Genomic DNA, 13,566 nt, shown 5'->3' on the forward strand with positions numbered 1-13,566 from the left:
GCCGGGCGGCCGTCCCGCGCGGGAGGGGCGCGGCGTGAGCGGGCGTCCTCGCGCCATGTGGCCGCTGTACGCCGCCGGGTTCACCACCGCGTTCGGCGCCCACGGCGTCGCCGCCAACCTGGGCGGCTTCAGCGACGACGCGGTGACCTCGCTGCTGGTGCTCGGCGGGCTGCTGGCCCTGTACGACGGGGCCGAAGTGCTGCTCAAACCCGTCTTCGGCACGCTCGCCGACCGCGTCGGCGCCCGCCCCGTCCTGCTCGGCGGCCTGCTCGCCTTCGCCGCCGCCTCCGCCCTCTACGCCGTGGCCGACAGCCCCGGCTGGCTGTGGGCGGCCCGCCTCGGTCAGGGCGCCGCCGCCTCGGCCTTCTCCCCCTCGGCCTCCGCCCTGGTCGCCAGGCTCAACCCGGCCACCGCGCACGGCCGCGCCTTCGGCGGCTACGGGTTCTACAAGTCCATCGGCTACACGCTCGGACCACTGCTCGGCGGGGTCGTGGTCTGGGCGGGCGGGCTGTCGCTCCTGTTCGCGATCATGGCCGTGCTCGGCCTCGTGGTCGCGGGCTGGTCGGCCGTCGCCGTTCCGGCCGTGCCCCCGCTGCCCCGCGCCCGTCAGACGGTGCTCGACCTGGCCAGGCGGCTCGCCTCCCCCGCCTTTCTCGGCCCGACCGCCGCCCTGGCGGGCGCGACCGCCGCGCTGTCGGTCGGGGTCGGCTTCCTGCCCGTCTCAGGCGCCGCCGCGGGTCTCAACCCCGTGGCGACAGGCGCGGCCGTGTCCCTGCTTGCCGCGTGCGCCGCCGTCGTGCAACCGGCCGCGGGACGCGCCCTCGACGCGGGACGCCTCACCACCCGCACCGGGCTGACCGCGGGACTGCTGGTCACCGCCGCGGGACTGGGCTGCGCGGTCCTGCCGGGACTGCCCGGGATCCTGACCGCCGCCGCCCTGGTCGGCGCGGGCACAGGGCTGATCACGCCGCTCGGGTTCGCCGCCCTGGCAGCCGCCACCCCGCACGAGCGCCTCGGCCAGACGATGGGGTCGGCCGAGCTGGGCCGCGAGCTCGGCGACGCGGGCGGCCCGCTGCTGGTGGCGGGCGTGGCGACCGTCTTCGGTCTCGGGTACGGCTTCGCCGCCCTGGCCGTCCTGCTGGCCGTGGGACCGCTCGTCGCCTACGGATCGCGGGGACGTAGCGCTACCAGATGATCGTGGGACTCTCGCGACCGCCTGCCCACGTGATCGTTCCCGTCCTCCTCCACCGCTGCCGCACGTCGAGCGTGGCACCGCTCTGCGCGACCGTGGCGGCGTGCGGGCCGCAGTGCACGATGCCGCCGCCTCCGGGCAGGGGACGGCCCTTGCAGATGAAGGGCCGGGAGACGACCCGTTCGGCGACCGTGTCGTACACCTGGACGTGGATGTCGGAGAGCACCCGGGTGGGCCCTCTCAGCTTCCCCTTGAGGAGGATCGTGTCGCCCTTCACCGCGATGCAGGGCGACATCTCCACGTCGGTGCCCGGCCCGGCGGAGATCCACGGGCGGCACTTCCAGTCGGGCTTCGCGGAGCCGTCCGGGCGATCCCCTCCCACCGGCTCGCCGTCCACGAACGTCGTCTCCTCGGGGCGCGGCGTCTCCGGCGGTTGTTCCTTGGTGGTCTTCACCTGCTCGGTGTCGGTCTCCTTCTCGTCGTGGTCCTGCGGCGGCCGCGCCTCCGCCACCTTCGTGGTCTCCGAGCGGTCCGGGGGGTTCCTGCCGGTCTTGTCCTGCTTCGTCTCCGTCGTCACGACCGGCGGAGGCGGGGTGGTGGCCTCCGTCCCCACGTCGGTCTTCGAGTCGGCGGTCGACCCGCCGGATGCGCCCGGGGCGTTCGCCACGGCCTCCGGCGCCCGCCACGGCGCCACGAAGGCCACGGCCGCCGCGCTCAGCGCCAGGGCCGCGACGGCGGCGAGGGCGACCGTCAACGGCCGGCGGGAAGGCCCGCGGCGAGCCGAGGCGACGGTCTCTTCGGCGCTCACGAGAGGCCGCGACGCTCCTCCGGGCGAACCCGGCGCGACCGGGGGAACCGGCGCTCCCGATGCGGACGCCGCCGACACCGGGAGGGGCTCCGAGGTGGCGGAGGGGGGCTCCTGCCTGGCGACGCGGGGCAGCGCGGGCAGCCCCTCCAGCGACGGCGCCGCCGTACGGAGTGCCGTCGCGACCTGTGCCGCGCCGGGCCGCTCTGCCGGGTTCTTCGCGACGCAGGCCGCGACGACCGCCCACAGCGCGTCGGCCATGCCGGGCAGCCGCCGGGGTGTCGCGCTCGCGTGCTGCCTGAGCAGCGCCATCGGATGCTCGCCGACGAACGGCGGCCGCCCGGCGACCAGCTCGTAGAGGATCAGGCCCACGGCGTAGACGTCGACCGCGTGCGTGGGGGCGCTGCCGTCGGCCACCTCGGGCGCCAGGTAGGTCGGCGTGCCGATGACCGAGGTGGTCTGGGTCAGTCCGGGACCGTGGACGATGCGGGCCACGCCGAAGTCCGTCAGCCGCGCCTGGCCGGTGGCGGCGTCGATGAGGACGTTGCCGGGCTTGACGTCGCGGTGCACGATGTCGAGCGCGTGGGCGGCCGCCAGCGCGTCGGCGACCTGCGCCATGAGCTCGGCCGCCGCCGCCTGAGGCAGCGTGCCTGACCGCTGGAGCAGGGCGCGCAGGTCCCCGCCCTCGACGAGATCCATCACGAGGGCCAGCCGTTCGCCCTCGATCACGAAGTCCCGCACGGTGACGACGTTGGGGTGACGCAGCGCCCGCATCACATTGCGCTCCTGGACGAACCGCAGGACCAGGTCCTGGTCTCCGGCCAGACCGTCGCGCAGCAGCTTGACCGCCACGATCTCGCCGGAGTCCCGGCTGCGCGCCCGCCAGACGGTTCCCATCCCGCCGGCGCCGATCTCCTCCACGAGGACGTACCGGCTTCCCAGAGACTCCTCGGACCCGCCCGTCGCCATTGTTCGCCTTTCGCCCCTCAACAGAACTAGATCACCATAGTCACGTACATCAGGGCCAGAAAGATCACGCGGATGCGGCCGTATCCGATCGGGAACCGCAGTCGCCATGTGCAGGTGATCCCTCGAACCCCCGTCCGCGGTGGAAACCTATACAACCCTCCCCGCCTCGCCGGCGTACACCCCCGCGCGGGCCGCGGCGGTGGCCGCCTCGGCGGCGCGGTGGGCGGCCGCCTCGTCCAGCGGGTCGCCGCTGGCGAGCAGGCGGTAGTAGAGCGGGGCCGAGACGGCGCGGATCACCTCGTGCGCGTCCGTTCCCTCGGGCACCTCTCCCCGCTCTACGGCCTGCTCGACGCAGGGCGCCCATTCCGCGATGCGGATCTCGTAGAAGCGGTGCAGCGCGGCGGCCGTCCTCTCGTCGCAGGTGGCGGCGGTGATCATCGCCTTGAAGAGCTCTCCCTGCCGGGGGTCGGTCAGCGTGCGCCGTACCAGGAGGGCGTTGGCCTGGAGGTCGCCGAGCAGGGTGCCGGTGTCCGCGCGCGGCAGCGACTGCTCGGCCATGTCGACCAGCAGGTCGGCCACCAGGGCGGCCGTGGTTCCCCAGCGCCGGTACAGCGTCGTCTTGCCCACGTCCGCGCGGCGTGCGATGTCGGCCAGGTCGAGGGCGGCGAAACCCTTCTCCACCAGGGCGTCCCCCGTGGCCTGAAGCACCGCCGCGCGTACCCGGGCGGTGCGGCCTCCTGGCCTGGTCGTGCCGGGCTCCGCGCCTTCACCGGTCATAACGGTTCTCCAGTTCCGTTAATTCTGCTACCGTCGTTCATATCTTAACGGGAAAACAGCCCCGTTAGGTGGAATGCAACGAAGGAGATCTCCATGAGCCCGCTGAAGCGCAAGATCCGCGCAGGGCTGCTCGTCGCTCCGCTGCTCGCGCTCTCCGCGATGGCGGTCGGCGTCGAGGGTGCCGCCGCACAGCCACCCGAGGCCGCCCCCACCCCCGCTCACGCGACGGCCACCACCCCGGCCTCCAGCGCGGCCCCCACCGCCGCGGCGGGCGGTCGCGGTTGGACCGCCGGCTGGATCGCCTCGCCGCAACGGGCGAGCGCGGGGTTCGAGCCGAACTGGTCGGAGGAGGGCTTCTCCCAGCACAGCGTGCGGCAGGTCGTCAGGATGACCGCCGGCGGTTCGGCGCTCCGTGTCCGGCTGTCCAATCTCTACGGCACCTCGCCGTTGCGGCTGACGGGCGCGACCGTCGCCCGCGCGGGCGACGGCGCCTCGATACGGCCGGGCTCGCTCCGGCATCTGACGTTCGGACGGACGAGGTCGACGCTCGTCCCCGCGCACGGCCAGGCGGCCAGCGACCCCGTGCCGCTACAGGTCGAACCCATGGAGTCGCTGACCGTCACCCTGTACTTCGCGGGGACGACCGGTCCGGCCACCTTCCACTCCCAGGCATACGCCACCAGCTACCGCGCGGCCGGCGACCATCGCGACGACCAGGGCGGTGCCGCGTTCACCCGGACCACGCACTCGTGGTACTACCTCACCGGCGTCGACGTGATCGGCGGCGCGGGCGGCCGCGGCGCGGTGGTGGCCTTCGGCGACTCCATCACCGACGGCTTCGGGTCCACGAACGACGCCGGTAACCGCTACCCGGACGAGCTGGCCGAGCTTCTCGCCGCCGCGGGCGACCCACGGCCCGTGCTGAACGCCGGGATCGGCGGGAACATGGTGCTCAACGACTCCGCCTGGTACGGGGAGAGGTCGACGGCCCGGTTCCGTCGCGACGTGCTCGACCAGCCGGGGGCGAGCACGGTGATCGTCCTGGAGGGCGTCAACGACATCGGCTTCAGCGAGTCGGACACACCCACCTACAAGCCGAATCCCGTCGTGTCGGCACGCGAGATGATCGACGGGCACCGGCGGCTCATCAGGGAGGCGCACGCCAGGGGCCTCAAGGTGATCGGCGCGACGCTGCTGCCGTTCAAGGGCTCCGACCACTGGGGCGAGCACGCGGCGGCCGTCAGTGACGAGCTCAACCGGTGGATCCGTACCTCCGGTGAGTACGACGCCGTGGCCGACCTCGACCGGGCGATGGCCGCGCCGTCCGACCCCGACCTGCTCGACCCCGCCTACGACAGCGGGGACAAGCTGCACCCCAACGACGCCGGCTACCGCGCCATGAGCCAGGCGGTCGCCACCGCCCTGCGCCTCTCGGAATAAGTGGACGATCCGTCCGGTTACGGTTCCATGCCAAATGGGCACACCGTCCGGTTGGCCTCCGATCCGGAGGGAGCACGATGGACACGAGCAACATCGGGGTCGTCTTCGGCAGCCTGACGCCGCCGGAGGAACTGACCGGGGGCGCGGCGCTCGCCGAGCGGCTCGGTTTCGGCGAGCTGTGGTTCTCCGAGGACTGTTTCTTCACCGGCGGCCTGTCCGGGCTGACCCGGCTCCTCGCCGCCACGCGGACGGTGCCGGCCGGCCTCGGCCTGGCCAGCGTGATGACCAGGCATCCGGCGATCCTGGCCATGGAGCTGGCAGGCCTGAGCCGGATCCATCCCGGACGCGTCCGCGCCGCCGTCGGGCTCGGCAACGGCCACTGGCTCCGTCAGATGGGCCTGATGCCCGAGCGCCCGCTGACGGCGGTCACGGAGACCTTCGGCGTCCTTCGGGAGCTTCTGAACGGCGCCGCCGTCGACCGCCGGACGAGCACGCACGAGTTCGCCGGGATCCGACTGGAGTTCCCGCCGGAGCGGCCGCCCGAGCTGTGGATCGGCGCCGTCAACGAGCGCGCGCTCCGAGCCGCGGGGGCCGTCGCCGACGGGATCCTGCTGTCCGTTCTCGCTGGCCCCTCCTACGTGTCCTGGGCCAGGGAGCGGTCGGCCGCCGCGGACCGGCCGGCCCCGCCGATCACGGCGTTCGTCCTGGCCTCGGTGTCCGACGACGAGCAGGTGGCGCGGGAGTCCGTACGGGAGGCCGTCGGCTTCTTCCTCAGAGCGGAGTCCCACACGGCGCTGGTCACGCGGTCGAAGCACGGCGCCGAGGTACGGGAGCGGATCGCGGGCCTGGCGGACGGCGAGCCCCTCGTCGTCGAGGACGCCTGGATCGACGAGTTCGCGGTGGCCGGCACCCCCGGCAGGGTGCGGGACCGGCTCCTGGAGCTGCGCGCCGCCGGCGCCGACTCCCTGGGGCTCTGGCTGTTCCCTCCCGAGCGGCTCGCGAGCCAACTCCAGCGGATCGCCGACGACGTCCTGCCCTCCACCGCGTGACCGCTCCGAGCTCCGGACGACGTCCCCGCCACCGCGTGACCGCTCCGAGCTCCGGACGACGTCCCCGCCACCGCGTGACCACTCCGAGCCCCGGACGACGTCCCCGCCACCGCGTGACCGGCCCGAGCCGCAGGAGAGCGTTCGACCCGCCTCAGGCCCCCTTCGCCGGCCAGGCGGCGACGATCTCGATGCCGATCACCTGACCGTCCTCGTCCAGGTCGAGGTTCACCATCGCGTGGTCCACGGGGACCGTCCTGGCCACCCCGCCGGGCGCGATCGGCCCGCGCAGGTAGATGTAGGCCGCCTCGGCCTCGGGATCGTAGGTCCACATGCCTGGATGCTTTTCCAGCGTCATCGAGCCTCCTGGTGGCCGGCGAGCGACGTCGTCCTGCACGAACAGGAAAGCAGAGTTGCCCGTCACGGTCGCGTCGCCGAGCCGCCTGCCGGCCCGGCGGCGGCAGGCGACCGGTCAGGTCGACCACGGACTGAGCACCTGACCGGACGGAATGGAACGCGCCATTTCTCCTGGTAAACACGCCGGTAACGCGTCAGCCAGCACTTATGCCCTGTTTGACACATTGGTTGACCAAAAATCGACTCCACAGGTCGATTCGGGCGTCCGTTGCCCGAAAGTAAGGGACCGGAACACTCGTTTCGGTCATATCCTCCTGGTGATCCACCGTGACAGGGAGTGTCCGATACGACGTCGCACCAGGAGCGCAGCGCCCCAACCGTCAGACCTCGCCCCAACCGAAACCCCCCATGACCTCGATCTTGTTCGTTTCGAGACAATTGAATGTCCAATTTGTCACAATGCCCGAAATCAATATTTAGACATTGCTTGAAACTTCACCCCTTGACTGAGTTTCGGACGAAATAATAGGAAGGGCGTGGCTTGGCGCTGACCGATCCTCGGCAGGACGAAACCCTGCACGAGCGATCCCGTACTCCGCTGTTCGTGCGACGACCTCGCATGGGCTGACGGATCCGTCTGGGGGTGACTTCGCGTAGCAATGCGACAGGATGACGTGCTACTCGATCCACCGTTCGCCTCGCTGACGCGATCCCTGCCCGGCGCTCCGTTGCTGTTCTGCATCCCCTACGCCGGCGGCGACGTCTCCGCCTTCTGGGCGTGGCGGCATGCCTTCGAGGGCGCCTTCGACGTGCGGGTGGTGATGCTCCCCGGCCGTGATGGCCGGATCGCGAGGCCCGGGGCACTCGCCCCGGAATCCATCGCCCGCTCCATCGCCGCCCACCTCCCCCCTGTCGCCGGCCCGGCGTACGCGATCTACGGGCACAGCATGGGCGCGCGGCTGGCCTTCGAGGTGGTCCGCGAGTTACGGCGGCTCGGCGCGCACCCGCCCCTGCGCCTCTACGTCGGCGCCGCGCACCCGCCGGAGCGCCAGGAGACGCTCGCCCGGTGGACCAGCCTGGACGACGAGGAACTCCTCGACGAGGTGATCCACCGGCTCGGCGCGCCCACGGAGTTACGGTCGCAGCCCGAGGTCAAGGCGCTGCTCGTCCCCGCGCTCCGCACCGACATGGCGTGGCTGCGCGGCTACCGCCACACGCGGCAGGCCCCCCTGTCGCACCCGATCGTCGCCTTCGCCGGCGCGCACGACCGCGAAGTGGTTGACCCGTCGATGCTCGGCTGGGCCCGCCACACTTCCTCCGGGTTCCGCCTCCACACGCTCGACGCGGGCCACCTCTTCCTCAACACGCACGGCGAGCAGGTGGCGAGGGCGATCGCCGAGGACTTCCACGGCACGGGCACCCCGGACCAGCCCGGCGAGGACGATGTGCACGTCTGGCTGGCCGACCTCGCGCGGCTGCCCGAGGCGTGCGCGGCGGTCGGCGAGCTGTCGCCCAAGGAGGCGGCGCGGGCCGCCAGGTTCCGGCGCCAGGAGCACAAGGACTGGTACGTGGGCCGCTCGGTGGTCCTCAGGCGGCTGCTGCGCGACTACGGCGTCGAGACCGGCGTCGAGGAGTTGCGCATCAAGCCAGGCGGCAAGCCGTACACGGGGACGGACCTGACGTTCAGCATGAGCCAGTCGGGCGGGCTGGTGCTGGTGGCGCTGGCCTGGGGCCGCGAGGTGGGCGCGGACGTCGAGCGGATCCGCCCGCTTGCCAACGAGCAGGCGTTCTGCGAGGGCGCGCTCGACGAGCGGGAGGCGGCCGAGTTCGCGGCGCTGCCCGAGGAGCTGCGGCTGCAGAGCGCGCTGCGCACGTGGACGGCCAAGGAAGCAGTGCTCAAGGCGAGCGGGGACGGGCTGCGGGTGGATCCCGCGCTGTTCGGGTTCGCGGGGCAGCAGCCGGGGGCGACGTGGGTTCCCGAGGCGGCGCCCGAGGTGGCGAGGCTGGCGGAGTGGCGGGTGACGCACCTGCCGCTGGGGCGGGCGATCGGCGCGCTCGCCGTGCGTTCCCCCCGCTTCCGCCTGCGTTTCGAAACGGTACGGCAGGGCCAGACGGAACCGCATCGCGTGGAGGCCGCAGGATGACGCTGACCTCGCTCGGCACGAGCTGGACGCACGGGCCCGCGCACACGCCACCGGACGGGTTGCTGAGCGACCTGATCCTGGCGCAGGCCGCGCGGACGCCCGACGCGCCGGCGATCCGGCAGTGGGGCGCCACGCTGACGTACGCCGAGCTGGTCGCGCGCGCGGCACGCCTGGCGGCGCGGCTGGCCGAGCTCGGGGTGGGTCCGGAGACGCGCGTGGGCCTGTGCGCGCGGCGGACGCCGCTGATGCCGGTGGCCGTGCTGGGCGTGCTGCTGGCCGGCGGCGCGTACGTGCCGCTGGACCCGGGGCATCCGCGCAGGCGGCTCGAAGAGGTGCTCGACGACGCCGGGATCGCCGTGGTCGTCGTGGACGGAGCCGGCAGGGAGCTGCTCGACGGCTGCGGCCGCACGCTCGTCGCGGCCCACGGCACAGGGGCCGGCGGCTCCGCATCCCACGGCGCCGGATCGCACGGCCTAGGAACGCGCCCCGGAACGGACGGCACAGGAGGCGACAGCGCCACGGCGGGACCGGCCGTGGCGGGGAACGCCGCATACGTTCTCTACACCTCGGGGTCTACGGGCCGGCCCAAGGGCGTGGTCGTCAGCCACCGCAGCGCCGTCGCCTTCGCCACCGCGACCGTCGCGCACTTCGGCCTGGACGGGTCCTGCCGCTCGATCGCCTTCTCCGCCCTCGGGTTCGACGTCTCGGTGATGGACATGCTGGCTCCTCTCACCGCGGGCGGATGCGTGCAGCTCGTGCCCGACGAGGACAGGGTGGACCCCGCCAGGTTGCAGCGCTTCCTCGAGGAGCACGAGGTCACCTGGGGCTTCATCCCTCCGGCGCTGCTGCCGCTCGTCGATCCCGCGCGGCTGCCGCACCTGCTGGATCTCGTGACGGCGGGCGAGCCGCCCGGCCCCGAGCAGGTGGCGCGCTGGTCGGCGCACGCGCGCTTCCACAACTGGTACGGCCCGACCGAGTCGACGGTGTGCGTGGTCGGCGGCGCGTTCGACGGCGTGTGGGAGCGCCCGCTGCCGATCGGGCGTCCGCTGGGCGGCTGCAGGGCGCACATCCTGGACGAGGACCTGAACGAGTGCCCGCCGGGCGTGCCGGGCGAGCTGTTCATCGGAGGTCCTCAGGTCAGCCGCGGCTACCTCGGCCGTCCAGGCCTGACGGCCGAGCGCTTCGTGCCCGACCCGTTCTCGGCCGAGCCCGGGGCGCGGCTGTACCGGACGGGCGATCACGTGGCGTGGGAGGACGACGGCCGTATCTCGTTCATGGGCCGCCTCGACCGGCAGGTGAAGGTCCAGGGGCAGCGGGTGGAGATCGGCGAGGTCGAGTCGGCGCTGCGGGCGCACCCGGGAGTGCTGCAGGCGGTCGTGGACTTCGCGGGCGAGCTGGTCGCCTACGTGACGCCGGAGGACGCGCCCGACCTGGCGGCCCTGCGCGCGGACCTGTCGGTGCGGCTGCCGCCGTACATGCTGCCGAGCAGGCTGGTACGGCTGGCCATGCTGCCCCTGAACGCCTCGGGCAAGGTGGATCTGGCGGCGCTCAAGGCGGCGGCCCAGGCCGGGACGGCGCAGGCGCGGCCGACCGCCGGCGGGACGGCGCGGGCCGATCGGGCCGAAGAGGTGGGCGAGGCCGGCGGGCTGGCCGGGATCTGGGCCCGCGTGCTCGACGCGCCCGTCCCCGGCGACGAGGACGACTTCTTCGAGCACGGCGGCCACTCGCTGCGGGCGATGCGCCTGGTGGCCGCGGTCCGCGCGGAACTCGGCAGGGACGTCTCCGTCGAGGACGTCTACGCGGCGCGCACCTTCGGCGGGCTGAACACCCTGGTCGAGCGGGCGCCGCTCGACACCGGTGACGCCCCGCCCACCGGCAGCCCAGCGGCCCTGTCACCGGCCCAGCGCCGGATGTGGTTCGTGGAGCAGCTCGCGCCAGGCTCGACGGCGCACAACATCGCGATGGCCGAGCGGGTCCGCGGCCCGCTGGACCCGGCGGCGCTGAGGAGCGCGCTGACCGCGGTCGTGACCGCGCACGAGGTGCTGCGCTGGCGGGTCGCCTCGCGTGACGGGATGCCCGAGGTGTCGGTGGCGCCGCCGTACGAGGTCCAGCTCCCGGTCGACGAGCTCGCCGACGCGGAGGATCTCGCCGGGCTCCTGGAGGCCGAGGCGCGGGCGAGGTTCGACCTGGCCGCGGGGCCGCTCCTTCGGGCGAGGCTGATCCGGCTGGCACCCGACGACCACGTCCTCTGCCTGACCGTCCACCACCTGGTCTTCGACGGCTGGTCCCAGGACGTCCTGTACCGCGACCTGGCGGCCGCCTACCGCGGGCACTCACTGGTCGAGCCGGACCACGGCTTCGCCGACTACGTGCGCTGGCTGCGCGAGCAGGGCGGCGGCGCCCTCACCTGGTGGCGCGACCACCTGAACGACGCGCCGCTGGTGCTCGACCTGCCCAGGGACCACGCCAGGCCGCCGGAGCAGACGTTCAGGGGAGCGGCCTGCCGCGCGGGACTGGACGCGGCGACGGCCGGCCAGGTAGGCGCGCTGGCGGCCAGGCTGGGCGCGACGCCCTACTCGGTGCTGCTGGCCGCCTTCGGCCTGCAGCTGGCCCGCCTGTCGGGCCGCGACGACCTGGTGATCGGCGCGGCGTACGCGGACCGGCCGCACGTGGCCTTCGACCGGCTGGTGGGCATGTGCGTGCAGATCCTCCCGCTGCGGCTGCGGCCCAAGGACGGGTTCGACGAGCAGGTGACGGCATGCGCGAGGGAGCTCAACGCGGCCATCAGGCACAGGGACGTGCCGCTGACGCCGCTGATGGAGTTGCTGCGCCTGCCGCGCGACCTGGGCCGCAACCCGGTCACGCAGGTGCTGTTCAACATGTACAACTTCGCCGAGGCGCGGCTGGACCTGCCGGGCTGCGCGAGCGAGCCGCTGCGGCCTGGGCTGCCCGGCGCGCTGTTCGACCTGACCATGTACGTGAGCGAGCGCGCCGACGGCTACGCGCTCGAACTGGTCTACAACCCGGACCTGTACTCGGCCGAACGCATGGACGCGATGCTCAAGGGCTACGTGGACCTGCTCGGCGAGCTGCTGACCGGACGTCGTGAGCCGCAGGCCCCTGAGCCCGAGCTTCCCGGCTGGGACGGCCCTGGGCTGCTGGACGGCGACGCCTACGGCAGCCTGCGGCGCAGGACCGTGGCGGCCATCAGGCGCGCTGGGGTACGGCCCGGCGAGACGGTCGCCGTGCTGGCGTCCAGGGTGCCCGAGCTGCCGGGGCTGCTGCTCGGCGTGCTCGCCTCGGGGGCGCGGTGGCTGGTCGTCGACTCCGCCCATCCGCCCGCCGTACAGGAGAGGCAGGCGGCGGGGGCGCGGGCGGTGATCAAGCTGGCGCCCGGCCTGGAGGGGCTGCCCGAGATCGTCCTCACCGACGAGGAGGACGCCACGATCCACCCTGAGCGCGGCTACCTGTCGCTGACGTCGGGCACCACCGGCGACCCCAAGCCGGTCGTCACCACGGACCGCCCGCTCGCCCACTTCGCCGACTGGTACGTCAGGACGTTCGGGATAACGCCGGAGGACCGGTTCGCGCTGCTGTCGGGACTCGGCCACGATCCGGCGCTGCGCGACATGTTCGTCCCGGTCAGAGCGGGCGCGACGCTGTCCGTCCCCGAACAGGAGCTCCTCCGCGACCCGGTACGGCTGGCCGCGTGGCTGGCCGAGCACGCGATCACCGTCCTGCACCTGACGCCGCAACTCGCCGCCATGCTGGCGGGCACCGGCACCACGCTGCCCGCCGTCAGGCTCGTCGGCGTGGGCGGCGATCGCTTCACCTGGGCCGAGGCCGCCAGGCTCCGGCGGCTCGTGCCGGGTGCCAGGCTGGTCGCCTTCTACGGCACCACCGAGACGCCGCAGGCCCACGCGTGGTACGAGCTGGGCGAGCCCACGGCGGACCCGGTGCCCATCGGCCGGCCGGTCGAGGGCAGCGAGATCCTCGTCCTCGCCGCGGACGGCCGCCGCGCCGCGGTGGGCGAGCTGGGCGAGGTGGTGGTGCGCAGCCGCCACCTCTCCACCGGCTACCTCGACCAGGAGCTCACGAAGGACCGCTTCGACGGCGACAGGTTCCGCACCGGTGACCTCGGCAGGCTCAACCCCGACGGCACCGTGACCCCGGCCGGCCGCGCCGACGACCAGGTGAAGGTCCGCGGCTTCCGGGTGGAGCTCGGCGAGGTGGAGGCCGCCCTGGCCGCCTGCCAGGACGTGCGGGCCGCCGCAGCCGTGCCCGCCGCCCTGGCGGAGGGCGGGACGCTGACCGGCTACGTGGTGCCCGCCAGACCGGGACTGACCGCGCACCGGGTGCTGGAGCAGCTCCGCCGCGTCCTGCCCGAGCACGCGGTCCCCGGCGAGGTGGTGCTGCTGCCCGCGCTGCCGCTCACGCCCAACGGCAAGGTGGACAGGGACGCACTGCGCCGCCGGCCCGCGCGGGCCGCCGAGACGGCCAAGGGCGACAGCCATCTGGACGGGCCCACGCAGAAGGTGGTCGCCCAGGTGTGGCACGCCGTCCTGGGCGTGCCACGGCTCGGGCCCGACGACAACTTCTTCGAGATCGGCGGCCACTCGCTCGCCATCGCCGCCGTCCAGGCGCGGCTGAAGGCCGCGACCGGCCGTGACATCCCGATCGTGGAGCTGTTCCGCCACCCCACGATCAGCTCGCTCGCCGCCCACCTCGACGGCGGGGGCGGCAGCCCCGGCCTGGACAGGGCGGCCCGCCGCCTCGCCGTGCGGCGAGACCGGCTGAGGAACCGAACCGAGAAAGGGACGACCCCATGACCGAGCT

At 73.4% G+C, this 13,566-nt stretch carries 8 protein-coding genes; 5 read left to right on the plus strand and 3 right to left on the minus strand.

Features of this window, described 5'->3' with window-relative positions:
• Positions 1 to 34 precede the first annotated feature (34 nt).
• Entirely contained in the window at positions 35 to 1,195 is a 1,161-nt protein-coding gene (locus ACFSKW_RS16465) for an MFS transporter (protein WP_379573114.1), read from the plus strand.
• On the opposite strand, the gene ACFSKW_RS16470 is transcribed toward ACFSKW_RS16465, so the two are convergent.
• Together ACFSKW_RS16470 and ACFSKW_RS16475 are read right to left on the minus strand one after the other, a co-directional pair.
• A complete protein-coding gene (locus ACFSKW_RS16470) occupies positions 1,185 to 2,966 on the minus strand; it encodes a serine/threonine-protein kinase (RefSeq protein WP_379573115.1) in 1,782 nt (593 codons plus the stop codon). The genes ACFSKW_RS16465 and ACFSKW_RS16470 overlap by 11 nt on opposite strands.
• 147 nt (positions 2,967 to 3,113) lie before the next feature.
• Complete coding sequence (locus ACFSKW_RS16475) at positions 3,114 to 3,743, minus strand: TetR/AcrR family transcriptional regulator (protein ID WP_379573116.1); 630 nt, start codon at positions 3,741 to 3,743, stop codon at positions 3,114 to 3,116.
• 93 nt (positions 3,744 to 3,836) lie between these two features.
• On the opposite strand from ACFSKW_RS16475, the gene ACFSKW_RS16480 reads away from it, so the two are divergent.
• Together ACFSKW_RS16480 and ACFSKW_RS16485 are read left to right on the plus strand one after the other, a co-directional pair.
• A complete protein-coding gene (locus ACFSKW_RS16480; protein ID WP_379573117.1) occupies positions 3,837 to 5,183 on the plus strand; it encodes an SGNH/GDSL hydrolase family protein in 1,347 nt (448 codons plus the stop codon).
• 77 nt (positions 5,184 to 5,260) lie between these two features.
• Positions 5,261 to 6,232, plus strand: coding sequence for an LLM class flavin-dependent oxidoreductase (locus ACFSKW_RS16485; protein ID WP_379573118.1), 972 nt, complete (start codon positions 5,261 to 5,263; stop codon positions 6,230 to 6,232).
• A 151-nt stretch (positions 6,233 to 6,383) separates the two neighbouring features.
• Here ACFSKW_RS16485 and ACFSKW_RS16490 read toward each other — a convergent pair whose 3' ends face one another.
• Positions 6,384 to 6,587 carry a DUF2283 domain-containing protein gene (locus ACFSKW_RS16490; RefSeq protein WP_379573119.1) on the minus strand — a complete coding sequence of 68 codons (204 nt, stop codon included), beginning with the start codon at positions 6,585 to 6,587 and terminating at the stop codon, positions 6,384 to 6,386.
• A gap of 673 nt (positions 6,588 to 7,260) precedes the next feature.
• Between ACFSKW_RS16490 and ACFSKW_RS16495 the strand changes: the two genes are divergently transcribed.
• Positions 7,261 to 8,730, plus strand: a complete 1,470-nt coding sequence (locus tag ACFSKW_RS16495) for a thioesterase domain-containing protein (protein ID WP_379573120.1) — start codon at positions 7,261 to 7,263, stop codon at positions 8,728 to 8,730.
• Positions 8,727 to 13,559 carry an amino acid adenylation domain-containing protein gene (locus tag ACFSKW_RS16500; protein ID WP_379573121.1) on the plus strand — a complete coding sequence of 1,611 codons (4,833 nt, stop codon included), beginning with the start codon at positions 8,727 to 8,729 and terminating at the stop codon, positions 13,557 to 13,559. The genes ACFSKW_RS16495 and ACFSKW_RS16500 overlap by 4 nt, the downstream gene beginning before the upstream one ends.
• The last annotated feature ends 7 nt before the right edge of the window (positions 13,560 to 13,566 follow it).

The sequence above is a fragment of the Nonomuraea mangrovi genome (assembly GCF_042681425.1).
In the GTDB taxonomy this organism is placed as follows: Bacteria; Actinomycetota; Actinomycetes; order Streptosporangiales; family Streptosporangiaceae; genus Nonomuraea; species Nonomuraea mangrovi.

What these genes read in the sequence shown, in the direction of transcription:
- ACFSKW_RS16485 (WP_379573118.1), top strand. Translation starts at nt 5,261, where the DNA reads ATGGACACGAGCAACATCGGGGTCGTCTTCGGCAGCCTGACGCCGCCG.
- ACFSKW_RS16490 (WP_379573119.1), bottom strand. Translation starts at nt 6,587, where the DNA reads ATGACGCTGGAAAAGCATCCAGGCATGTGGACCTACGATCCCGAGGCC.
- ACFSKW_RS16500 (WP_379573121.1), top strand. Translation starts at nt 8,727, where the DNA reads ATGACGCTGACCTCGCTCGGCACGAGCTGGACGCACGGGCCCGCGCAC.
- ACFSKW_RS16480 (WP_379573117.1), top strand. Translation starts at nt 3,837, where the DNA reads ATGAGCCCGCTGAAGCGCAAGATCCGCGCAGGGCTGCTCGTCGCTCCG.
- ACFSKW_RS16475 (WP_379573116.1), bottom strand. Translation starts at nt 3,743, where the DNA reads ATGACCGGTGAAGGCGCGGAGCCCGGCACGACCAGGCCAGGAGGCCGC.
- ACFSKW_RS16470 (WP_379573115.1), bottom strand. Translation starts at nt 2,966, where the DNA reads ATGGCGACGGGCGGGTCCGAGGAGTCTCTGGGAAGCCGGTACGTCCTC.